This is a genomic window from Collinsella ihumii (genome assembly GCF_900046475.1).
In the GTDB taxonomy this organism is placed as follows: domain Bacteria; phylum Actinomycetota; class Coriobacteriia; order Coriobacteriales; family Coriobacteriaceae; genus Collinsella; species Collinsella ihumii.
In genome coordinates this window covers 83,641-104,509 of the sequence record NZ_FCOU01000006.1, presented here as the reverse complement: position 1 = coordinate 104,509, position 20,869 = coordinate 83,641, and the positions used below count along the sequence as shown (strand labels likewise).

Sequence of the window (20,869 nt, the reverse complement as noted above, 5' to 3'; positions counted from 1 at the left end):
CTACGCGGCGATCATGGAGACCGCGAGGGTCGAGACGACCGAATAGAGCGCGCACGCGATCAGCACGGCCGACACGCTGAGCGCGATGCCCGACGTGTTGAGGTCGTGCTCGTCGCGCCAGAACAGCACCTTGAGGTAGATGACCGAAAGCGCGCAGCTCACAAACGTCACGCCCGCCGCGCAGGCAAAGCAGGCGGACAGCATGCGCGCCGCCCCGATGAGCGCGTTGACGGCGCCGTCGGGATCCGCCGCGGCAGGCATCCATCCGCCAGCCGAGGCGCTGGCCAGCACGTCGTCGGAATAGGCGGCGCCCAGCACCAGCTGGCCGCATAGGTAGATCACGAGCGCCAGCACCGCGCCGACAAGCACGGTCTGCAGGAAAAAGGCCAGGTAGGGCTTATCCTCATCGTCAGCCTCGTCGTACTCCAGATAGTAGTTGCGCACGTACGAGACGACGCGGCTCGCCGCGAGCAGGGAGACGGGCATGACGCACATGGGGTAGATGAAGTAGCTCCCAAGACCGCCCATCATCTGCAGGACCGCCGCGATGATGCCCGATGCGATGGCCCAGACGAGCAGCCAGTACTGGCGGCGCGCGAACCACGAGAACACGTGCATGGACTCGCCCGATCCGCCCTCGGCGCCCGCCATGCCGGCGATCTGCAGGTCCTCCTGGTGCTCCTCGTTCATGACCTCCATGGCGTCGTCGACCGTGACGATGCCCAGGATATGGCGGTTCTCGTCGCACACGGGCATGGCCGCGAGGTTGTACTTGGACATCTCCTCGGCGACGTCTTCCTGGTCCTCGTCGGGCGAGACCCAGACCACGTCGCGATACGCGAGGCTGTTCAGGCGCGCATCGTGATCGGCAACGATCAGGGTGCGCAGCGAGAGCACGCCGGTGAGCGCACCGGCGGGGTCGGTGGTGTAGACGTAATACACGCTCTCGAAGTCCTCATCGAGCTTGCGCAGGCCGTCGATGGCATCGGCGACGGTCGATGTTGCCGGCAGGGCCACGAACTCGGACGTCATGATACGACCGGCGGTGTTCTCCTCGTAGCCCAGCAGGTTGCGGATGGCACGCTCCTCCTTGACGCCCATGAGGCGCAGAAGCTTCTCGGCCTTCTCGTAGTCGAGCTCGTCGATGAGGGCGGCGGCGTCGTCGGGGTCCATCAAGGCCAGCATCGAGGACGCATCGCGATCGGACAGGCCCTCGAGCATCTCGGCCACGAGCTCGTCGTCATCGAGCTCGGAGATGGCCTCGGCGGCCTGCGCCGTGTCGAGCTGGGCGAAAACCTGGCCGCGCAGGCGCGGGTCGAGCTGCTCGATGATGTCGGCGATGTCCGCCGGGTGCAGCTCGCCGAGGGTCTTGTGAGAAACGGACAGCTTGATGGTCTGCGTGGAGCGCTCGAGCAGGTCCATGTACGACCACGCGATGATGTCCTCTTGGAGCGGCTTGCCCACCGCGCGCGAGGCGGCGACCACGACGCGCTCGAGCACGGGATGCAGCGTGCGCAGAAGGCCGCGGACGCCCACCTCGGCGCCGAGCAGGCGCAGCTGGTTTTCGCCCGACGCGGACAGCTTGATGTCGTTCACGCGCACGACCTTCATGCCCTGCGTGTCGACGATCTGCTTGTTCATGATGTCGCGAGCGAGCAGCACCTCGTCGGGCTGCAGATAGGAGAAGCGGATGTCGGTGGCGGGCATTTTGAGATACACGCCATCGTCATCGAAGCGCTCGACATATTTTCGCCACGAGATCATGAACGGCGTCTTGCCGGGCCCCTGGAACGCGAGTGACGTCACATGAGGGAAAACCTCACCCGTGGCGATGCCCAAGTCATTGACGATGCCGATGCGCTCGCCCGCCGAATCGACGACAGGAAGCTTGAGCATCTCTGAAAGATAGTTCATGGTGCTCCTTCGAAGAAGAAAAGAAAGCTATGGCCGCGCAACCCCGGCGCGCGCCATAACGAAGGGCACCCGCAGGGGTCAGCTACTGTGTGGTCGAGGTTTGGATCTCACCTGTTACCTTTCTCGTGACCCCCATACAAGAACAAGACGGCCGCGCCCGATGGGCACAGCCGTCTGTACTATAGCATGTCCGGGGCTGCTGCCAAAACGCGCGCCGCGCCTTACACGTTGGGCAGCACCGCATCTTCGGGCATCTTGACGGTCCCATCGATCACGTCCTGGGGAAAGCGCCCGTCGAGCTCCATGAGCTCCGACACCGTTACCAGCTCGTAGCCGTCGGCCTGCAGGGCCTCGATGATGCCCGGCAGCGCCTCGACGTCCTGGGCGCGGTTTCCGCCGCCGTCGTGCATGAGCGCGATCGCGCCGTTGTAGGCACCCGCGAGCACCTTGTTCTTGATGGCCTCGGCGCCGGGCAGCTTCCAGTCGAGCGTGTCGATGTTCCACAGTACGTTGCAGCTGATCAGATCCCCCGCGCGCGCCCATTCGGTAAGCGTGAAGGCGCCGTACGGGGCGCGGATCATCTGAGGTCGGAAGCCCGATGCCCCCTCGATGGCGTCCGCCGCGCTGCTGATCTCGGCGCGCAGCGAATCGCGATCGCAATCGGGCAGGTTGGCGTGCTGATTCGTGTGGCTCGCCATCTCATGGCCGCCCTCCACGACCGCCTTACTGTCGCTGTCTACCTGCGTGCCGAGATTGAAGAACGTCGCCTTGACGCCGTAGCGGTTGAGGATGGCCAAGATGTCTTTGGTATACGCGCTCGGACCGTCGTCAAACGTCAGCGCTATGTACTTCTTGTCGCCTTTGGGCTTGGGATTGTACATGGAGACCACCATGTCCACCGGAGCCTCGACGACTTCCTTGTCAGCGGTTTCGCCGGACTGCTTGCCCGTCCACACCTTCTTTTTGCCCGACTTGCCCCACTGAGACACGAACTGGATCGCACCGGAGCCATCCGATGTGATGTTCGGGGCGATCTCGACGATCTCCTCGACATACTCCTCGGTCTTGTCGAGACCGTCGGACACGGTCAGCGCAAGGTCATCGTCGAGTGCCATCTCGGGAAGCTCCGACGTCTCCACCGCCTCGCCTTCGCTGATGACCGAGCAGCGCTCGCCGCCCTGTTCATCGAGAACGTTGCCGTTGACCGACAGCAGGCGTCCGGCCTTGACGCCGAAGTAGTTGTTGTCGGCAAGGAACTGGTCGACCGGCGTGCCGATCTTGCCCGACACCTCCTGGCCGTTGACGGTAACGTCGACGGAACGCCAGAAGAACTGATAGCCGATACCGATGCCGACGGCGGCGATGAGCACGACCGCCACGGCCGCCGCGATGAGCGGCACGCGCTGCATACCGCGATGCTCGTGACGCACGTACGCCTCGCGATGCCGTACGGGCGCCACGCCCCGAGGCGCCCCGTGTCCCTGACGCGGCGCAGAAGATGTCCGGGGCGAACCCTGCGCCGCGTGCGGCGCATACGCCTGCTGGCGGGATCCCTGTGGGCGCGCCGCCCTTGGATGGGCAGCTCCCGACGATTGGGGCCGAGAAACGGCCTTCCGCGGTCGCGGCGCAGGAGCCTGGTGGGATGCAGGGGCAGGCCGGGACGAAGCAGCACGGGTATGGGCGGTCGGCTTGTGCGACGCCCCTGCCGTCGAGGCGTGTCCCGATGCCGGCCGATAGGTCGGATGCTGAGACGGGACCGATGTGCGCGCATGGGGACGCGACGCGGCGCCCTTCTGGACACCGCGATCAGGCTGCGATGCCGAACGGGCACCGTACGGGGACTGGGCCGTCTTCCCCTGTGGGCTCTTCTCATGCATGTCGCTCATCGGACCATCTTTTCGTATCGATCACGTCGCGCAGCGGTACGCGACGTCGAACAGGCTGTGTCCATCATGACCTTCGTCGCGGCCGCAACCCTGCATGCCTGCGACAACCGGATGATTTTCGACGATTCCTACATCATGATTGTATTTTTATCTATTCGGATTCCCCCTCACCCTCATCTATTTCAAGCGATAGATGAGGCAGGACGGCATCCGCGGGCATCGAGGTGCGGGACAGGTCGAGCGTGTCGGCCAGCTCCTCGTCGGTCTTGATGAGCTCAGAGAGGCTCACGATCTGATAGCCCTCGTCTTGAAGGCGCGAAAGCAGGGTCGGCAGCAGCTCTAAGGTCTGCTCGCCGCACGAGTCGTTGTCGGTCAGAAGGATGATGTCGCCGTTGCCGACCGAACCCATGACGGTCTCGATCACCGAATCGGCGCCGGGCAGCAGGTAGTCGCCCGAATCGATATTCCACGTCACGACTGCGCTCACCAGATCCATGGCCTCGGTCCAATTCTGCTCGGAGAACAGACCGTAGGGCGGTCGCAGCAGCGCGCAGGTCGTATCTGCGGCACGGTCAATCGCGTCGAAGCCCTGGGTGAGCTGCTGGCGCAGGTCGTCACCGGACAGCGTCGTGAGGTCGACATCGTTTTGACCGTTCGAGCCCAGCTCGTTGTCGCTGGCGGCGATGCTTGCCACCGCAGCCTGGTTGGCATCGACCCGATCGCCCTGCATGAAGAAGGTCGCCGTGGCGCCCGCGTCGGAGAGCACCCGGAGGATCTGCTCGGTATAGCTGCTGGGGCCCTCGTCGAAGGTCAAGGCCACGCACTTTCCGTCCGCCGGAGAGACGGACGTCGCGCGCACCACGCAGTTCTGAACCTCCTGCACCACACCGCGATCGGCCGTGATGCCAGAGACCGTGCCCGTCCACACCTCGGTCCTTCCAGGGATGCCCCAGGTTTCGACGTACTGGATGGGGCCGCTGCCCTTGAGCGTCAGGGTCGGCTGGATCGCGGTTGCCTGGACCTCGTGCTCCTCGTAGACATCGCGCCCGTCGCCGATGGCGAGCTCCTCGCCACCCGTAAGCTGGGTGGTATCGAGCTCGGCGTTGTCGATCTGCTCGCCGTTCAGCACGACGGAATAGGCCTCTCCCCCGCGCTTCTCGAGCACGCTGTCATCGACCGCCAGCAGATCGCCCGCGCGATAGCTCAGCTCCTGGTCGTCGATGAGCTGCTGGATGGTCGAGTTGATGCGCACCGAGCTATCCGAACCGTTCAAGGTGATGGGCACGCTGCGGTTGATGTACCACACGACGCTCGCCACGAACAGCAGGGCGGCGCAGGCGACCGCGATGATCGCATAGGGTCGGCGCGAATCGTTGCGGCGGGGCATCATGCGGCCGCGACCGTGGCGTCCGAACCCCTGCGTATGGTGGAGATATTGCGCCCCCGGCCGGCGCTTGCCCTTGCGGCGCGCAGAAGGCAGCTGGTTGCCGTTGCTGCGCCGATAGTGGGGCTTCTTCGAGGTTTTGGAGTAGGAGGTGGTGTAGTTAGGCAATGGTTCTCCCCTTGGTGCGTTTGGGAAAACTGTACCATTGTTGGCCGTGCAATTTTGGGGAAACACCGATCAATCGCGTCCGCGGCACCCGGCACGGGGCGACCGGCGCGAAATGAATCGATCAGCGGTTCCCCGAAGATTCATCCCACAATTGCACGCGCTACTTCTTTTTCTTCTTGGGCGCTCCCGCCGCCTTGCGATACTCCGCGGCAAACGACGAGAACATCCCCTTGGTCTTGCCGAGCTGCTTGCCCAGCGCGCGGCTTCCCTTGTCGAGCGCTTTCGAGCCGTGCTCGTCGATCTTGGCCGCGCCCTTTTTGACCTTGTCGCCGATCACGACGGTCGCCTCGGCCGCCTTGGCGGCAGCGCCGCCGGAAAGCTCCAGCTCGCACACCTTGTCGGAAACGACCATGGCGCCTTTTCGGTAGCCCTTGAGGTAGGAGGCGGGCATCTCGATGTCGCCCACGAGCATGCTCGAGGTGCTGCCGTTGGTGATCTTGAATGTGGAGACCTTGCCGGTCTTGGCGTCGAAGGCGCAGTCGGCGCAGTAGCCCATGGCCTTACCGGAAGCGGTCACGACATCCATGCCGGTCCAGATGAGGCACTCATCGAGGTTGATGCCCAAGCGCTTGGCCGCCGCATCGTCGTAGTTCTCCTTGCCGTCGGCCACCGCGATCACGCCTTCATATACCTTGAGCGCGTCGAGTGCCACGAAGCGATCGGGCCGCTTGATCATCGCGGCGACATCGGGCAGCTTGACCATGAAGCCCACGACGTGCAGACCGTCGGGCGAGAACACGGCAAAATGCACCCGCCCGAGCCGCTTGGGCTCGCGCGGGGTGCCATCCTTGTTGGTTCGCTTGGATTCGGCGGGCATGCGGTAGATGCGCGCGCCCTGGAGATCGGCGACGAGCATTTACGCCTCGGCAGCGGCCTCAGCGCCCGCAGCGGGGGCATCGGTCACGACGGACTCGACGACGACGTCGGCGGCGGGCGTCACGTTGCCCCCGGCGATGGCGTCGTTGAGCTGCTCGCGGAGCTGATCCATGCGCTCGCGGGCCAAATCGACCTTGGCGCGAAGCTCATCGGTCTTGGCGTCCACCATGGGGCCGAAATCGGTTGCGGCGGCACGGGCCGTGTCGACGCCCTGCTCATACATGTCACGCGCGCTGTCCCACGCGTCGTTGGCCATGTCGGCGGCCATGGCGCGCGTCTCGGCGCCCGAGCGAGGAGCCACCAGGATGCCGGCGACCACACCAGCGGCGGTACCCAAGACCGCGCCTGCGACAAAACTGAATCCCTTACCCATGTTGCTCCTCCCGTATAGAGTGAACGTTGTCGATGGAGTCTTCATTATACCTGCGTGTACCCACTCGGGGCATCGCATAGACCCAAACGGCGCCGGGTGGCCCGTATCGATGGGCCGCCCGGCGCCGCCTGCGGTCGGTTTTACTCGGAACGGTGGTTGGACGCCGCGCCGCCGAACATCGGGCGGAACACGTCGGCAACGCGCTTGGCGGGCGCATGACCTGCCATCTTGGCCCTCATGCGCAGACCCTCGGTGTCGATGGCGCGACGCGGGGCATCCTGGCGGGATGCTGCGGCCTCCGGCTGAACCGGCACCTGGACCTCGGGAGCCGAGACGGGCTCGAAGCCGCCATCGGGCTCAGTGCCCTCCGCTTCCGCGTCCTCGGCGGCGTCGGCGGTCTGCTCCCCCTCGCCGCGCAGATTGAGCACCAGGCTGCGCAGAGCGGCGACGGTGCCGGGAAAATCGGGCGCCGGCGCCGAGGCGTGCAGGAACGCCCAGTCCATCATGAAGGATGCAGAGGAAAGCGCGCCGACGGTCAACGCGTCATCGGGGCACGAAAGCTCGACGTCGAACAGGCGCTCGTCACCGGGGACCGCACGGGTGCGCCCGCACGACACGTTACCGCCTAGGCCGGTCTCGTTCATGATCTCGACCGTCAGATGCTCAAGCAGGTGCGCGAGCTCGGTATCGCCCATGCACTCCTGGAATTCACGGCCGGTGTCGCCCAGGCACAGATGCTTGGCGATGGCCGGCGCCAGATAGTAGACGCGCGCCGTCGCCTCGATATCCTCCGAGGTCTTAAGAGGCATGCCGGGGTTGACCAGCACGCGGGCGCAGAGCTTGTCGACGCCCACCGTGATCTTCAGGATGTTGAACAGCTGTGCCATGAACGTTTCCGCCTTTTCGTCTTTCGCTACGCCCGCGGCAAGCCGCGAACCGTTACTTATCATTATGCCCGTCTTCGGCCTCGTCCGCAGGCTTGGGCTCTGCGTCGGGGTCGGGACCGGTCACGCGGATGAGCGAGATGCGCTGCCCGCGCATGGACTGCACCTTGAACTTGTACCCGTCCTGCTCGAAGACGGCGCCGATATCGGGCACCGAATCGCACAGGTCCAAGATCCAGCCGGCAAGGGTCTCGTAATCGTCGCTCTCCTCGATGGGCCAGCCGAGCTCGGCAGCATCATCGCACGAAAAGCGTCCGTCGACCAGCCACTCGCGACGCGACAGGCGGGTGAGGTACTTGTTATCGGGGTCGAACTCGTCCTCGATCTCACCCACGAATTCCTCGACGATGTCCTCGATCGTGATGACGCCGGCCGTTCCGCCGTACTCGTCCACCACCACAACCATCTGTTCATGCGCCGTCTGCATCTCGGACAGCAGCGGCAGGATGTCCTTGGTGTCCGGAACGAAGGTGGCGTCGCGCACGTAGTCGCTCACCGGGGAGTCCGACAGGCCCTCGAGGGCGGGGCGGATCAGATCCTTGATGTGGGCGATGCCCACGATGCAGTCCTGGTCCTCGCGATAGATAGGGATGCGGGAGAAACCGGTCTCGCGCATGACGGTGAGGACGGACATGATGTTGTCGTCCTCTTCGCACATGGTGACGTCGACGCGCGGCACCATGACCTCGCGCGCCACGGCATCGCCCAGGTCGAAGACCTCGTGGATGATGCGCTTCTCCTCATCGAGCAGCGTGTCCTGCTCGCTGATCATGTACTTGATCTCCTCCTCGGAGACGTTCTGGCGATCATCGGCACTCTTGATGCCCAGCAGCTTGGACAGGCCGTTGGCGGAGGCCTGGGTCAGCCACACGAGCGGCTTGGCCAGGTTGCGGAAGGTGGAGATGGGGCCGGCGACGGACTTCGCCATGCCCTCGGCGTCCGCGAGGCCGATGCGCTTGGGGACGAGCTCGCCGATCACGATGGACAGATACGACACGACCAGCGTGATGATGATGGGCGAGATGACCGGGGCGATCGCCGTGAGCGGGCTCAGGCCGAACGACTCGAGCCAGGTCGCCAGAGGATCGGACAGCGTGTTGGACGACACGGTCGCGGAGAAGAAGCCGACGAGCGTGATGGCGACCTGGATGGTCGCGAGAAAGTCGGTGGAATCCGTCGAGAGCTCGAGCGCCTTGGCGGCGCGCCTGTCGCCCTCCTCGGCGTCGTGCTCGAGGCTGGCGCGCTTTGCCGTGGTGAGCGCCATCTCCGACATGGAGAAATAGCCGTTCAGAAGCGTCAGAAGAAGCGTTGCGATGATGGAAATTGCTATGCCCATAGCGTAATGATCGAACCTCCGAGGTCGAGTGGAAACGTGGCGATCCGCCTGCGCGGATGACGGTACGGGTGGCGCAAGGGCGCCCGAACTATCAGATCACGAAAAGGATCACCACCATGAAGATGAAGATGCTGCCGGCAAGCACCCACAGGTGCCAGACGCTGTGCATGTAGCGGATGCTCTTCATGAGGTAGAAGATGGTGCCGATGGTGTAGCACAGGCCGCCGACGACAAGGAGCGCGAGCGCGAGCGGATCGAGCGCCGCCACGAGCTGGGGCAGACGGAACACCACGAGCCAGCCCATGACGAGGTAGATGATGATCGTCACCCAGCGCGGCTGGCGTTGACGTCCGACGATCTCGAAGGAGATGCCCGCGAAGGCGAGCGCCCAGATGACCACGAACATGACGATGCCGCCGTACGGCTCGAGCGTGATGAGGAGAAACGGGGTATAGGAGCCCGCGATAAGCAGGTAGATGCAGCTGTGGTCGATGGTGCGGAAGATGCGCTTCGCCGCGGGCACTTGGATGGCGTGGTACAGCGTCGACGCAAGGTACTCGAGGATGATCGAGACGCCGAACACGATGGCCGAGGCCATGTGCGCAGGCGCCGCACCGCCGAGGGCGGCCTTCACGATGAGGAGCACGAGGCCGGAGATGCCGAGCAGGACGCCGATGCCGTGCGTGATGGAGTTCGCGATTTCTTCGCCGACCGTGTAGTGCGGCGGCTCTTTGTGATTGCGCCCATGGTCCTGCTTGCAAGGGTATTTGGGGCAGGAGCGTCGCCGTTTGGGGCAGGTGGCGCATACATCCTCGACGGCGTCGTCGCGCACGTCGGTTACCACCTGAACAGGTGAGGGATCATCGGATTCGGGCACCGGCGCGGACGAGCCGCCCGGCACCGTGGTACTTCGCGATGTGGAACTGTCGCCTGATGCGGACATGTTGCTGAGCAATCCTCCAAATATAGACCGCTCAAAACTATAGCAAACGAGCAGGGTGTCGTACAAGTAGCAACGTTTTGGGTCGTTTGGGGACGGGTTCATCTTCGTCGACGACATGTCGTCGACGAAGATGAACCCGTCCCCAAACGACCCAAAACGCCGCCCGCCCCAGGACAATCCTGGGGCGGGCGGCCCCATCGACTGCTTGTCGCTACTTCATCGTGATGAGCTCATAGCGGCTCGTACCCAGACCGATCTTCTCGGCGTGCTCGATGCAGGAGCGCCAGTTGGTGTCGGGATGGGTCATGTTGAAGTGGTCGTGCTCGCAGCGCTCGGGGATGCCGCCCTCGGCCTCGAGCTTGTCGCGCATGTCGGTGAGCTCGGTGTTCGGCAGCGCCGGCGCGGCCAGCGCCATGTCGATGCAGGCCTGGTCGATGGCGACCGGGTCGAAGCTCGCGAACATGCCCAGATCGGGCACGATGGGCGTGTCGTTCTCGGCATGGCAGTCGCAGTTGGGGCTGATGTCGATGGCGAGCGAGATATGGAAGTTGGGGCGATCCTGCACGACGGCCTGCGTGTACTCGGCGATCTTGCAGTTCAGCACATCCACGGCCTGGTCGTAATCCGGCTCGATGGCATCCTGGTTGCAGGCGCCGATGCAGCGGCCGCAGCCCACGCAGCGATCGTGATCGATGTGCGCCACCGGAACCGTCACGACCTTGCCGCTCTTGAGCTCGCGCTCGCGCGTCTCCTCGAACGTGATGGCGCCGTGGGCGCAGATGCGCTCGCAGGCACGGCACCCGATGCAACCTTCCGTATGGACGCTGGGCTTGCCCGACGCGTGCTGCTCCATCTTGCCGGCGCGGCTGCCGCCGCCCATACCCAGGTTCTTCATGGCGCCACCGAAGCCGGCCTGCTCATGGCCCTTGAAATGCGTGAGGCTGATCACGATGTCGGCGTCCATCAGCGCGCGGCCGATCTTGGCCTCCTTGACGTACTCGCCGTTCTTCACCGGCACGAGCGCCTCATCGGTGCCTTTGAGACCGTCGGCGATGATCACATGGCAACCGGTGGCATACGGGGTGAATCCGTTCTGGTAGGCGCAATCGATGTGCTCGAGCGCGTTTTTACGGCTGCCCACGTACAGCGTGTTGCAGTCGGTCAGGAAGGGCTTACCGCCGAGCTCCTTGACCACGTCGGCGACGGCGCGGGCGTAGTTGGGACGCAAAAAGCTCAGGTTGCCCAGCTCGCCGAAATGAATCTTGATGGCGACGAACTTGTTCTCGAAGTCGATCTGATCGATGCCGGCGCGGCGAATCAGGCGCTTGAGCTTATCGACCTGGCTCTCGCGGCCATGGCTGCGAAGATCGCAGAAATATACCTTGGACGGTTCGGTGATGGTATCCATAAGATCCCCTCTGTGTCGTATGGATTACTGGCGCGAGCGCATTGTACCAAACGCCCATGCGGTGCGAACCGGCACGGCCGCGCCAGCCCTACTGAACAGGACGGGAGCGAGCGGCAGCGAGCCCGATGGCCGCAAAGGCCACGGCGAACAGCGCCGTGATGCCCATGCCGCAACCGGCCTCGGCGAGCACATCGGCCGTGAGCTGCGGAGCCGAGGGCAGCGAAGCGACGGCCTCGTTGGTCCAGAAAGCCGGAGAGAACCGAGCCGCAGTCTGCACGGCGTCACCCAGCAACGCGATGGGCACCCATGCACCGCCCAGAAAGGACATGATCAGGCCGCCGATATTGCCGAGCGCGTTGAGCCCTTCCTCGCCCACGCCCAGCATGGCGAGCATGAAGGCGACGGACAGCGGCACGAGGGCGAACACGAGCATGGCGACGAGCGCCAGCATCACCTGGGCCGGTGCGGCGACAAGCGTGCCGATGCCGCTCGACACGACCCCCACCGCGCTCGTAGCCGCCCACACGCCCACCGTGATCACAAGGCAGCCGAGCAGCATGTGCAAACCGAGCCTGCGGGGACGCAAAGGCGATGCGAGCATGCGGCGGCGAACGTCGGGCTCCGTCATCTTGGAGAGCACGAGACCCACGCAGACCACCACCGAGCACATGAGCGTATAGGTACTGAAGCTCAAATATGTCTGCAGCGGATACGCGGAGCTCGTGGCGACCTCGGCGGCCTCGACCTCCACGTCAGCACGGCGATCCGCCGCGGCATCGACGGCGGCGGCGACCTCGGCGGCGCTCGCCTCGGGCTCCAACGCCGCCTCGGCGCCTGCAAGCGAGACCCAGCGGGCGGCCTGCTGCTCGGCAAACGCCGACGCCTGCGTGTAGCCGCCGTACGCGACCTGCAGACGCGGCAGCTCGCCGTCGCTGCGCGCGGCAGACAGGCAATCGTCCTCGAACCCCTGGGGCACGATGATGACCGCATCGACCTGATTGGTCGCCAGCGCATCCTGCAGCGCGAACTCCTCGTCGGGGACGTCAGCCACATCGTGTATGCGGGAGAGATAGCCCTCCAGGGCTTCCGACAGGTCGGAATCGTCGCGATCGATCACGGCCAAGCTCGCCCGCGCGGGTTCATATGTTTGGGTATCCTCCTCGACGTAGGCGGCACCGCCGGTGACAAACGATCCGATGAGGGACAGAAACAGCACGTACACGCCCAGATAGATGGGGTGCTTGAACGCGATGGTGAGAGCGGTCCTAAAGATGCGCATAGCGATGCCTCCTGAACAGCGGGGCCGCGCACGCGAAGAGCACCGCGCCCCATGCGACGCAGGCGAGCAGGCGGGCGGCGAACGGCACCAGGGACTCGTAGAAATACAGGCTGTAGAACAAGTCGCATACGAGCTTGGTGGGATTGATCCACGCCGAGACGGGCACGGCGCGCGCGATGCTGTCCGCCAGCTTCATGGTGGGTTCGCCGTACAGGCCCGCAAAGATGGACAACACGCAGGTGAGGCCCGTCAGGATACCCGACCCCGACGATGCCGACCCCTTGAGCGGCAGCGATCCGACAAGCGCCCCCAACCCCGTGGCCATGCAGGCTCCGGCCGCCAAGGCCAGAAGGCACAGCCCCTCGCGTCCCTCGAAATCGATACCGACAACGAAGCGGATGAAGGCGAACGCCACGGACAGGAAGATCGCCGACAGCGCCCACGAGCCCAGCAGGGCGCCCGCAAGCTGCCGGATGCGGCTCGTGCCGGCGATGCAGCGGCGCGCCGCCACGGCGGAGGCCGTGGGCCTGATGTTGCTCACGGCGATCATGGAGAGCTGGGCCACGAACATGGTGGCCATGCCCATAAGGGCATAGTAGTAGCGCACGGTCTCGTCAGGCGTGCCGCGCGTCAGCGAGATGTGCTCGGTGTCGGCCGCGAGCGACAACGCGCGCTCGACGACCTGCGGGTCGGACAGGGCGGAAGGGTCGTGCGCGACGAGGTCCTCCAACAACGCCTCGGACTGGGTGTAGGAGCTCGCCACGGTCTCCAATATCGAACGGTTGATTCCGTAGCTCCGCCCCCGATCCCCCTGGTGCGCCGAGGAATACTCAGGTGCCACGGTAAGCTGGACCTCCCCTGCCCCATCGATGCGAAACACGCCGTCGACCTCGCCGGCATCCAGCAGATCGCGGGCCTCTGCGAGGGTTTCGACCTCGGTGACGACGAGCAGGGCGGCACCCGTGCCCTCCCCGGACGCGCCAGCGTCCTCGTCGGCAAGAGCGCCGACCGCCTCCGCGAACATCGAATCATCCCAGGCGGCATCGGCCACCACCGCAACCGGCACGGCGTCCACCGACCCGTCGTTGCGCATACTTGAGAACATGAACATGAACAGCGTCGCCATCAGCACGGGGAACGCGAGGGCCCACACGAGCGCGCTGGGCGTCCTCAGCAGCATGATCACGGTCGCTTTGAAGGTACTTCGCATGATGGCCCCCTAATCGCGCAGCTCGCGGCCGGTAAGCTCGAGAAACACGTCGTTTAAGGTCGGAGGCTCGGCGTACACGCGCCCCAACTGCACACGGGCCGCTCCCAGCACCCCGAGCACGTCGGTGAGGTTGTGCGGGCTCGCCTCGCAGCGCACGGTGAGCGTCTGGTCGGCATGGCCCGCCTCCAGCACGTGGGGCAGCGCGCGAAGGCGCCGCAATACGGCATCGGACACCGAGGGGACCTCGATCACGATCTTCTCGCCCGTGGACACCATGCGCTTGAGCTCCTCGTTGGTGCCCTGCGCCAGCACGCGGCCCCCATCCATGATCATGATGCGCGAGCAGATCTGCTCGACCTCCTCCATGTAATGGCTTGTATAGACCACGGTCGCACCCTCGTCGCGAAGCCCCTTGATGCCCACGAGGATGGCGTTGCGGCTCTGCGGATCGACCGCCACGGTGGGCTCGTCGAAAAAGATGAGCTCGGGCTTGTGCGCAATGCCGCACGCGATGTTGAGGCGACGCAGCAGGCCTCCGGAGAGCTTCTTGGGGCGGAATCCCGCGAACTCGGCGAGGCCCACGAAGTCGATGGCCTCGTCAACCAACGCGCGGCGGCGCGCGCGGTCCGATACGTACAGCGAGCAGAAGAAATCGATGTTCTCGCGGACCGACAGCTCTTCGAGCACCGCCACCTGCTGGGGCACGATGCCGATTCTCCTCTTGAGGTCATAGCGCGCCGGCGCCATATCCTCGCCGAACAGGCGAATCGAACCCCGATCGTATGTGAGCAGCTGGAGCATGCAGTTGATGGCCGTGGTCTTGCCGCTGCCGTTGGGCCCCAGCAGTCCGAATATCTCCCCCTCGGCGATATGGAGATCGAAGTGGTCGAGTGCGAGCAGCTCGCCATAGCGCTTGACCAGTCCGTCCACCGCGACGATATCCATGGATGCCTCCCATCCGGTCCTCGATCCGGCACGACGCCGAACCCGCCTGCATCGGCATCTCGGGCAAACGGACGCCGCGCGGCCGATCTTTTTGGAAACCATGCTGCGTCCAGTGTGCTCGAGCACGGCAACGAGCGCCAGTGACAATTGTCATGGTCTCTATTTTCGCAGGTAGATAGCATTGGTTGCGCACGTTCGCGCACCGATGGACAAAGGGAGGCGAACACGGCTTGAACCCCCGGGCGCCCGCTGCGCAACACGGGCATGAGGCCGATCCGCCATCGCAGCCGCCTTCTTCAGGCAGAAGGAGGAACCTCCCTTGCTATGATAGGAGCATGGAACGCACGATCGACAAGCTTCTGGTCTTCTGCGGGTGCGCAGCCTGCCTTCTGCCCCTCCTTCCCGGGGGGCTGGGCACCGCTGGCGTCATCATGACGCTGCTCGCCATCTGCAGCGCCGCGCTGTCCGATGCGCTCCCCGAGCGAATTCGCGCAGCGATGCCCATCTGCTACTGCATATGCGCTTTGTCCACGCCCGCGGGAGCAGGCTTCATTCCCCTGGCGCTCTACGACACCGTACGCGACCTGCACCGCAGCGACCGGATGCGCGCCTCATGGATTGCGCCGGTCGCCTCGCTGTGCATATCGGCCGTCCTCTGGCGGCCCGAGCTGCTCACCCTGTACGCCACGGCGGCCCTCAGCGGACTCGCAGCGGCGCTCTCGGCGCGCACGAGCCGCATGCTCGCCCGACAGGCGACCCTCAACCGCACGCGCGACGACCTAACCACGCGTGCCCGAGCCCTCCTTGACCGGGCACGGGGCCTTGAAACCCGCCTGGACGACGCGCTTCGGCATGCGGATTCGACGGATACGACATCCCGGGCAGCGGGCGCGGACGAACCCGAAAGGCGACCCGCGGCCTTCGCCTGCCTCACCGACCGTGAATACGAGGTCGCCCGCCTCATAGCCGAAGGGCTGGACAACCGGGAGATCGCGGCGGCGGCCTATATGGGCGAGGGCACCGTCCGCAACCACATCAGCTCGATCCTCTCCAAGCTGCGGCTCAAAAATCGCACGCAGATCGCCATCGCGTTCTGGCGCGGCTGAGCAGGAGCCCATGCGGGCATCGTTATGCGCATGGAGGGCGAGCACCCGTCTTTCGGCAGCGCGCGCGAGTTACTCGGCGCTTCCTCGACGGATACCGAGTGCTCTGTCGAGCTGAACGTTATCGGGTTCATAGGGCTCGCGCACGCCGTTGCGCAGCATGAAGGCGTCGTCGCCCTTGCCCGCCACGACGATCACGGCGGGACCGGACGTCTCGCGAACGATCGTGCGAATCGCCTCGGCGCGATCGAGCACAATCTTCCAGTTCTCGTTGCCCTGGGCGGCGACCGCGCGCGCGATGGCGTCGCAGATGTCAGCCGGATTCTCGGGACCGGGGTCGTCCTCGGTGATCACGATGCGATCGGCGAACTTGCCGGCCGCCTCCCCCATCGTCTCGCGACGATCGACGCCCTTGCCGCCCGTCGACCCAAAGACCACGGCGATCTCGCGCTCCGGATAGGTCTGACGCAGCTCACGCAGCAGCATTTCCAGACTCATGCCGTTGTGCGCGTAGTCGACGACGCCGACGATACGGCCGTCGTCGGAGCGATGCATCTCCATGCGTCCGGGGACGCGCGCCTCCTTAAGACCCCGCTCGATCGACACTCCCTCGACGCCGAGCGCCACTGCGCAGGCGATCGCCGCCAGTGCGTTCGACAGGTTGAACGTAGCGGGCGTCGGAAGGTCGATGGTCAGCACGCCCGCAGGCGTCTGCACGCGAGCGCGCAAGCCCGAATCGCCGCGCACGGCACCGAGCGCATGGATGTCCGCCCGCACGTCGGAGAGCGAGTAGGTGAGCACGCGCCCGCAGGAGCGCGCGGCCTCGAGCACGCGGTCCGCCACATCCATGTCCAGATTGACCACCGCGACGCGGCAGTTGTGGAACAGCATCAGCTTGCTGGCAAAATAGTCCTCGAGCGTCGGGTGCTCGATCGGCGAGATATGGTCTTCCCCGAAGTTGGTGAACGCGCCCACGGCAAACTCGATGCCCAGCGTGCGATGGAACTTGAGCGCCTGGCTCGACGCCTCCATCACGATCTGCTGGCATCCGGACGCTGCCGCATTGGCGATGCGGCGCTCCAGGGTAAACGGCTCGGGCGTCGTCAGCAGGCTCTCGCCTCGCTCCGCTCCATCATCGAACTCGACGCCGGTCAGGAAGGCGGGCGCTACGGCGCCGTTGCGTCGAGCATCTTCGGCGAGGATGCTGCGCAGATAGTACACGCAGGTCGTCTTGCCCTTGGTGCCCGTAAACGCGCAGACCTGGATCCGTGCGGACGGATGATCATAGGCGGCGTCCGCAAGAAGGCCGAGGGCGCGACGGATGTCACGCACAAGCACGCAGGGGGCATCCACGCCGTAATCGACGGTAGAGACGTAGGCGACGGCGCCGGCGCCGCAGGCATCAACAAGATACTCGCGCTTGAACGCTGCGCCCTTGCAGACAAACAGCGTTCCCGGAACCGCCTCGCGCGAATCATCCGTCACAAGGCGAATCTCCAGCGCACCGACCCCATCGGGCGCCTGGAGCAGATTGTCGTCTTGCGCAAGAATTGAAAGATAGCGCTCAAGCGGATATATGTGCTGGATAGCGGCGGGCATGCGCACTCCCTGGCGTCTGCGAACGTATGGTGACAATCTCAAAGTGTACTCCAAGGGCTGACGATGCGACGGTGGGGCGATCGAACGCAAAGCACTCTCTGCAACGCGGTGGCCGCGCTCCCACGATTCCACCTGTTCACAACGAATAACGTTCCGAGAAACAATGGGAAGGGCGGTTGGAAGCATGCTGGATTGAGAAGCGCTCGTCCGGAGCGGCTCGATTGCGTTGTCTTGCCGCGATTCACCCCTGCCGTCTCAGCGCGATAGGCAAATCTCACCGCAAAAGCGCAGGATTGAGAGGGTCATTATATGTTGAAAATGAATTTGGTATCAATCATTGAAGTATCCTGTGCTTACGGTCAAAACTGACAACGCTTCTACCTGCAGCTTCTTTCCTTTGGGTTCGAGCAGGGCAGCGAAAGAACATCAAAACATGCCTCCAGATGGCCTTGATAGCTCGATTATTGATACCAAATTCATCGAGAACCGTACGCATATCATGATAAAACGTTTAATCATGATGCGGTTTTTCCATCGGGCGGATACGAGGGCCTGATTTCGCCTGCCAAGCACCCCAGAAGCCCAAAAGCGAGACGGGGCCCGCCTGCTCGGCGGAACCCCGTCATCATAAGCTCTTTGCAGCCGTCTACCTTACTCGGAGGCTTCCTGCGCGGCCTTGGCGGCCTTCTTTGCCGCAGCGGCCTTGCGCGCAGCCTCGACGCGCGCCTGCTGCTCAGGCGTCAGCTCGCGCTTGGGCTTGGCGGCAGCGTCACCTGCCGCCTTGGCGCCGGCGGCGGGCTTGGCGGGCTTGGCGGGCATGTCCTTGTGCATCGTGAAGACGGAGAGCTCCGTCGCGGGCTCCGTGCAATGGACATCCATCGACAGACAGTTCTTGGGGCACTCGTGCGTGCATGAGGCGCACTGGACGCAGCGATACGGGTCGATGGTCCAATCGCCCGCCTTGCGATCGACCGTGATCGCTCCGACCGGGCAGGCGCGCTGGCACATGCCGCACAGGATGCAGACGTCGATATCGTTGACCACATGTCCGCGCATCTGGGGGAACAGGCGCTCCAGATCGCGCTTCTCATACGGGTAGCGCACCGTTGCGGGCTTGCTCACCAGGGAGCGCAGCGTCATCTTAGCGAGATTGAATGATCCCATACGGCCCTACCTTTCCGTGCAGCTGATGCACGGGTCGATGGTCAGGATGATCATGGGTACGTCGGCCAAGTCGACGCCCTGCAGCGCGCGCACCATGCCGGCCAGGTTCTGTGAGGTTGGCGTGCGCAGGCGGAAGCGGTCGAGGTACTTCGTGCCGTTGCCGCGCACATAGTAGAACGCCTCGCCGCGCGGCTGCTCGATCAGCACGTGCGCGCGTCCCTCGGGAGGCACCACCTTGGGTCCGGGCTTGCCGCCGATGCCGTCGTGCGGAATCTTGGCGACCAGCTCCTTGACGATATCGATGGACTGGAAGACCTCCTCGCAACGCACCTTGCAGCGGGCGTAGCAATCGCACTCGTTGGAGATGATGGGCTCGAAGTACTCAAGGTCGCCGTAGGCGCCGAACCCCGTCGTGCGCATATCGTGCTCCACGCCGGAGCCCTTGGCGAACGGACCGACCATCGACAGCTCGAGGGCGTCCTCGAACGAGATGTAGCCCACGCCGCACAGACGGCTGCGCACCGAGGAGTCGTTCAGCATGGTGTCGACGATGATCTTGTAGTCATGGCGCAGGCTCTCGAGCTTGTCGCATACGTCGCGCAGCATGCTGTCCTCGATGTCGTGAGCCATGCCGCCCACGATGCAAATGGACAGGATGATGCGGCCGCCGCAGGTCTCCTGGAAGATGTCAAGGATGGTCTCGCGCAGGCGCCAGCAGTGGTTGAACAGGCTCTCGAATCCAAAGCCGTCGGCAAGCAGGCCGAGCCACAGCAGATGCGAATGAATACGGGACAGCTCCTCGAGAATGGCGCGCAGGTAGTCGACGCGGCGGGGTACCTCGATGCCGAGCAGCTTCTCGGTCGCGGCGGCGTAACCGTAGCCGTGGCCAAAGCTGCAGATGCCGCAGACGCGCTCGGCGACGTACACGAACTGGTTGTAGTCGCGCTTCTGAACGAGCTTCTCCAGGCCGCGGTGGACGAAACCGATCTGCGGGATGGCCTCGACGACATGCTCGTCCTCGACGACCAGGTCAAGATGAACCGGCTCGGGCAGCACCGGATGCTGCGGGCCGAACGGGATGACGGTACGGGTTGCCATGCACTACTCACCAGCCTTCTGGGTACGCGCGGCAAGCGCGGCGCGAATCTTGGCCGCCTTCTCGGGATCCATGTTCGCGAGCTTCTCTTCCATCTTCGCCGCACGCTCCTCGGGCGTGGGCTTGGCGGCCTTGGGCCCCAGATCGTCGACGGCCGCCACGGCAGCGGCGTCGGCGGTGGCGCGATCCTCGGTCAGTGCGCGCTCGGCGCTCTTGGCCTCGGCGGCCTCGCGGGCTGCCTTGGCCTCCTTGGCGGCCTTCGCGGCGCGCAGCTTGGCCGCCTTCTCGCGCTCCGCCTTCATCTCGGGCGTGATCACGGTCATGGGCGCCTTCTCGGCAAGCTCGAAGAAGTGGCCGCCGAAATCAAGCTTCATGTTGATGAACTGCACGCCGAACAGGTCATGGGCCTCGTTCTCATATGAAAACGCGGCAAAGTACAGATCCTGAATCGAGGGGACCTCGGCCCCCTCGGGCACGCGCACGCACAGGTTGAGGGCGTTGTCGCACGTCTCGTCGTAGAACGTGTAGACCAGATCGATGCCGCCCTCGGGAAGCTCGGCGCACAGCTGGACGAACCGCATGCCCTGGTGCTTGAGGCTCTGGATGCGCGTCAGGAGATCGCACAGGTCGATATCGACGAACTCGGTGGTGTACATCTACTTTTCCCTCGCCTTCATGGCAGCAAGACGCGCATTGACCGCCTCGTCGTCCAACAGGTCGTCGGGATCGCGCAGGACCTCGCCCGCCTCCAGACGGCGCGCCTTCTCGTCAAGGATCTCAACGCCCTTGAGCACTGCATCGATGATCGTCTCGGGGCGCACCGCGCAGCCCGGCGCGTACACGTCGACCGGAATGGCCTTGTCCACGCCGCCGATGACGTTGTAGGCGTCGCGGAACACGCCGCCGGTGCACGCGCAGATGCCGCACGCGACGACGACCTTGGGCTCCAGCATCTGGCTATAGATATGGCGCACGACGCGGATGTTCTGCGCGTTGATGGAGCCGGTCACCAAGAAGATGTCGGCGTGCTTGGGGTTACCCGTGTTGATGATGCCGAAGCGCTCGATGTCGTAGAGCGGCATGAGCGAGTCGAGCACCTCGATATCGCAGCCGTTGCAGCTCGATCCGTCGTAATGGATGAGCCACGGCGATTTGGAGTTATATCCCATATCACTTGCTCC

At 64.5% G+C, this 20,869-nt stretch carries 18 protein-coding genes; 1 reads left to right on the top strand and 17 read right to left on the bottom strand.

Annotated features, from left to right (window positions below):
- The 12 genes from BN3789_RS05300 to BN3789_RS05245 all read right to left on the bottom strand — a co-directional run bounded on the left by BN3789_RS05300 (nucleotide 1) and on the right by BN3789_RS05245 (nucleotide 14,726).
- Entirely contained in the window at nucleotides 1-1,914 is a 1,914-nt protein-coding gene (locus tag BN3789_RS05300) for a magnesium transporter (protein WP_066831330.1), read from the bottom strand.
- 221 nt (nucleotides 1,915-2,135) lie between these two features.
- A complete protein-coding gene (locus BN3789_RS05295; protein ID WP_147569567.1) occupies nucleotides 2,136-3,374 on the bottom strand; it encodes a polysaccharide deacetylase family protein in 1,239 nt (412 codons plus the stop codon).
- A 577-nt stretch (nucleotides 3,375-3,951) separates the two neighbouring features.
- Nucleotides 3,952-5,352 carry a polysaccharide deacetylase family protein gene (locus tag BN3789_RS05290; RefSeq protein ID WP_066831326.1) on the bottom strand — a complete coding sequence of 467 codons (1,401 nt, stop codon included), beginning with the start codon at nucleotides 5,350-5,352 and terminating at the stop codon, nucleotides 3,952-3,954.
- Between the two features lie 160 nt (nucleotides 5,353-5,512).
- Nucleotides 5,513-6,268: a hypothetical protein gene (locus BN3789_RS05285; RefSeq protein ID WP_066831324.1), complete on the bottom strand. Its 756-nt coding sequence runs from the start codon at nucleotides 6,266-6,268 to the stop codon at nucleotides 5,513-5,515.
- Nucleotides 6,269-6,661: a YtxH domain-containing protein gene (locus tag BN3789_RS05280; RefSeq protein WP_066831321.1), complete on the bottom strand. Its 393-nt coding sequence runs from the start codon at nucleotides 6,659-6,661 to the stop codon at nucleotides 6,269-6,271.
- A gap of 140 nt (nucleotides 6,662-6,801) precedes the next feature.
- On the bottom strand, nucleotides 6,802-7,548 hold the full coding sequence (locus BN3789_RS05275) for a hypothetical protein (protein ID WP_229254210.1): 747 nt from the start codon (nucleotides 7,546-7,548) through the stop codon (nucleotides 6,802-6,804).
- Between the two features lie 52 nt (nucleotides 7,549-7,600).
- Nucleotides 7,601-8,941, bottom strand: coding sequence for a hemolysin family protein (locus BN3789_RS05270; RefSeq protein ID WP_066831318.1), 1,341 nt, complete (start codon nucleotides 8,939-8,941; stop codon nucleotides 7,601-7,603).
- Between the two features lie 91 nt (nucleotides 8,942-9,032).
- Nucleotides 9,033-9,773, bottom strand: coding sequence for a PAQR family membrane homeostasis protein TrhA (gene trhA, locus BN3789_RS05265; protein ID WP_187119119.1), 741 nt, complete (start codon nucleotides 9,771-9,773; stop codon nucleotides 9,033-9,035).
- A 322-nt stretch (nucleotides 9,774-10,095) separates the two neighbouring features.
- Nucleotides 10,096-11,292: a DUF362 domain-containing protein gene (locus BN3789_RS05260; protein ID WP_066831315.1), complete on the bottom strand. Its 1,197-nt coding sequence runs from the start codon at nucleotides 11,290-11,292 to the stop codon at nucleotides 10,096-10,098.
- Nucleotides 11,293-11,380: 88 nt separating this feature from the next.
- A complete protein-coding gene (locus BN3789_RS05255; RefSeq protein ID WP_066831313.1) occupies nucleotides 11,381-12,571 on the bottom strand; it encodes an ABC transporter permease in 1,191 nt (396 codons plus the stop codon).
- Nucleotides 12,558-13,781 carry an ABC transporter permease gene (locus BN3789_RS05250; RefSeq protein ID WP_066831311.1) on the bottom strand — a complete coding sequence of 408 codons (1,224 nt, stop codon included), beginning with the start codon at nucleotides 13,779-13,781 and terminating at the stop codon, nucleotides 12,558-12,560. Before BN3789_RS05250 ends, BN3789_RS05255 begins: the two co-directional genes overlap by 14 nt.
- Before the next feature lie 9 nt (nucleotides 13,782-13,790).
- Entirely contained in the window at nucleotides 13,791-14,726 is a 936-nt protein-coding gene (locus BN3789_RS05245; RefSeq protein ID WP_066831308.1) for an ABC transporter ATP-binding protein, read from the bottom strand.
- Nucleotides 14,727-15,061: 335 nt separating this feature from the next.
- Here BN3789_RS05245 and BN3789_RS13190 point away from each other — a divergent pair, with 335 nt between their 5' ends.
- Nucleotides 15,062-15,832, top strand: coding sequence for a helix-turn-helix transcriptional regulator (locus tag BN3789_RS13190; protein WP_066831306.1), 771 nt, complete (start codon nucleotides 15,062-15,064; stop codon nucleotides 15,830-15,832).
- Nucleotides 15,833-15,901: 69 nt separating this feature from the next.
- Here the strand turns inward: BN3789_RS13190 and BN3789_RS05235 are convergent, their stop codons facing one another.
- The 5 genes from BN3789_RS05235 to BN3789_RS05215 all read right to left on the bottom strand — a co-directional run bounded on the left by BN3789_RS05235 (nucleotide 15,902) and on the right by BN3789_RS05215 (nucleotide 20,857).
- Nucleotides 15,902-17,428, bottom strand: a complete 1,527-nt coding sequence (locus BN3789_RS05235) for a Mur ligase family protein (protein ID WP_066831304.1) — start codon at nucleotides 17,426-17,428, stop codon at nucleotides 15,902-15,904.
- 651 nt (nucleotides 17,429-18,079) lie between these two features.
- On the bottom strand, nucleotides 18,080-18,592 hold the full coding sequence (locus BN3789_RS05230) for a 4Fe-4S binding protein (RefSeq protein WP_066831302.1): 513 nt from the start codon (nucleotides 18,590-18,592) through the stop codon (nucleotides 18,080-18,082).
- Nucleotides 18,593-18,598: 6 nt separating this feature from the next.
- Nucleotides 18,599-19,690: a hydrogenase large subunit gene (locus tag BN3789_RS05225; RefSeq protein ID WP_066831299.1), complete on the bottom strand. Its 1,092-nt coding sequence runs from the start codon at nucleotides 19,688-19,690 to the stop codon at nucleotides 18,599-18,601.
- Between the two features lie 3 nt (nucleotides 19,691-19,693).
- Nucleotides 19,694-20,344, bottom strand: a complete 651-nt coding sequence (locus BN3789_RS05220; protein ID WP_066831297.1) for an NADH-quinone oxidoreductase subunit C — start codon at nucleotides 20,342-20,344, stop codon at nucleotides 19,694-19,696.
- Nucleotides 20,345-20,857, bottom strand: a complete 513-nt coding sequence (locus tag BN3789_RS05215; protein ID WP_066831295.1) for an NADH-quinone oxidoreductase subunit B family protein — start codon at nucleotides 20,855-20,857, stop codon at nucleotides 20,345-20,347.
- Nucleotides 20,858-20,869: the final 12 nt, after the last annotated feature.

Coding starts and splice junctions, on each gene's coding strand:
- BN3789_RS05300 (WP_066831330.1), bottom strand. CDS start 1,914: ATGAACTATCTTTCAGAGATGCTCAAGCTTCCTGTCGTCGATTCGGCG.
- BN3789_RS05285 (WP_066831324.1), bottom strand. CDS start 6,268: ATGCTCGTCGCCGATCTCCAGGGCGCGCGCATCTACCGCATGCCCGCC.
- BN3789_RS05280 (WP_066831321.1), bottom strand. CDS start 6,661: ATGGGTAAGGGATTCAGTTTTGTCGCAGGCGCGGTCTTGGGTACCGCC.
- BN3789_RS05275 (WP_229254210.1), bottom strand. CDS start 7,548: ATGGCACAGCTGTTCAACATCCTGAAGATCACGGTGGGCGTCGACAAG.
- BN3789_RS05270 (WP_066831318.1), bottom strand. CDS start 8,941: ATGGGCATAGCAATTTCCATCATCGCAACGCTTCTTCTGACGCTTCTG.
- BN3789_RS05260 (WP_066831315.1), bottom strand. CDS start 11,292: ATGGATACCATCACCGAACCGTCCAAGGTATATTTCTGCGATCTTCGC.
- BN3789_RS05255 (WP_066831313.1), bottom strand. CDS start 12,571: ATGCGCATCTTTAGGACCGCTCTCACCATCGCGTTCAAGCACCCCATC.
- BN3789_RS05250 (WP_066831311.1), bottom strand. CDS start 13,781: ATGCGAAGTACCTTCAAAGCGACCGTGATCATGCTGCTGAGGACGCCC.
- BN3789_RS05245 (WP_066831308.1), bottom strand. CDS start 14,726: ATGGATATCGTCGCGGTGGACGGACTGGTCAAGCGCTATGGCGAGCTG.
- BN3789_RS13190 (WP_066831306.1), top strand. CDS start 15,062: ATGGAACGCACGATCGACAAGCTTCTGGTCTTCTGCGGGTGCGCAGCC.
- BN3789_RS05235 (WP_066831304.1), bottom strand. CDS start 17,428: ATGCCCGCCGCTATCCAGCACATATATCCGCTTGAGCGCTATCTTTCA.
- BN3789_RS05230 (WP_066831302.1), bottom strand. CDS start 18,592: ATGGGATCATTCAATCTCGCTAAGATGACGCTGCGCTCCCTGGTGAGC.
- BN3789_RS05225 (WP_066831299.1), bottom strand. CDS start 19,690: ATGGCAACCCGTACCGTCATCCCGTTCGGCCCGCAGCATCCGGTGCTG.
- BN3789_RS05220 (WP_066831297.1), bottom strand. CDS start 20,344: ATGTACACCACCGAGTTCGTCGATATCGACCTGTGCGATCTCCTGACG.
- BN3789_RS05215 (WP_066831295.1), bottom strand. CDS start 20,857: ATGGGATATAACTCCAAATCGCCGTGGCTCATCCATTACGACGGATCG.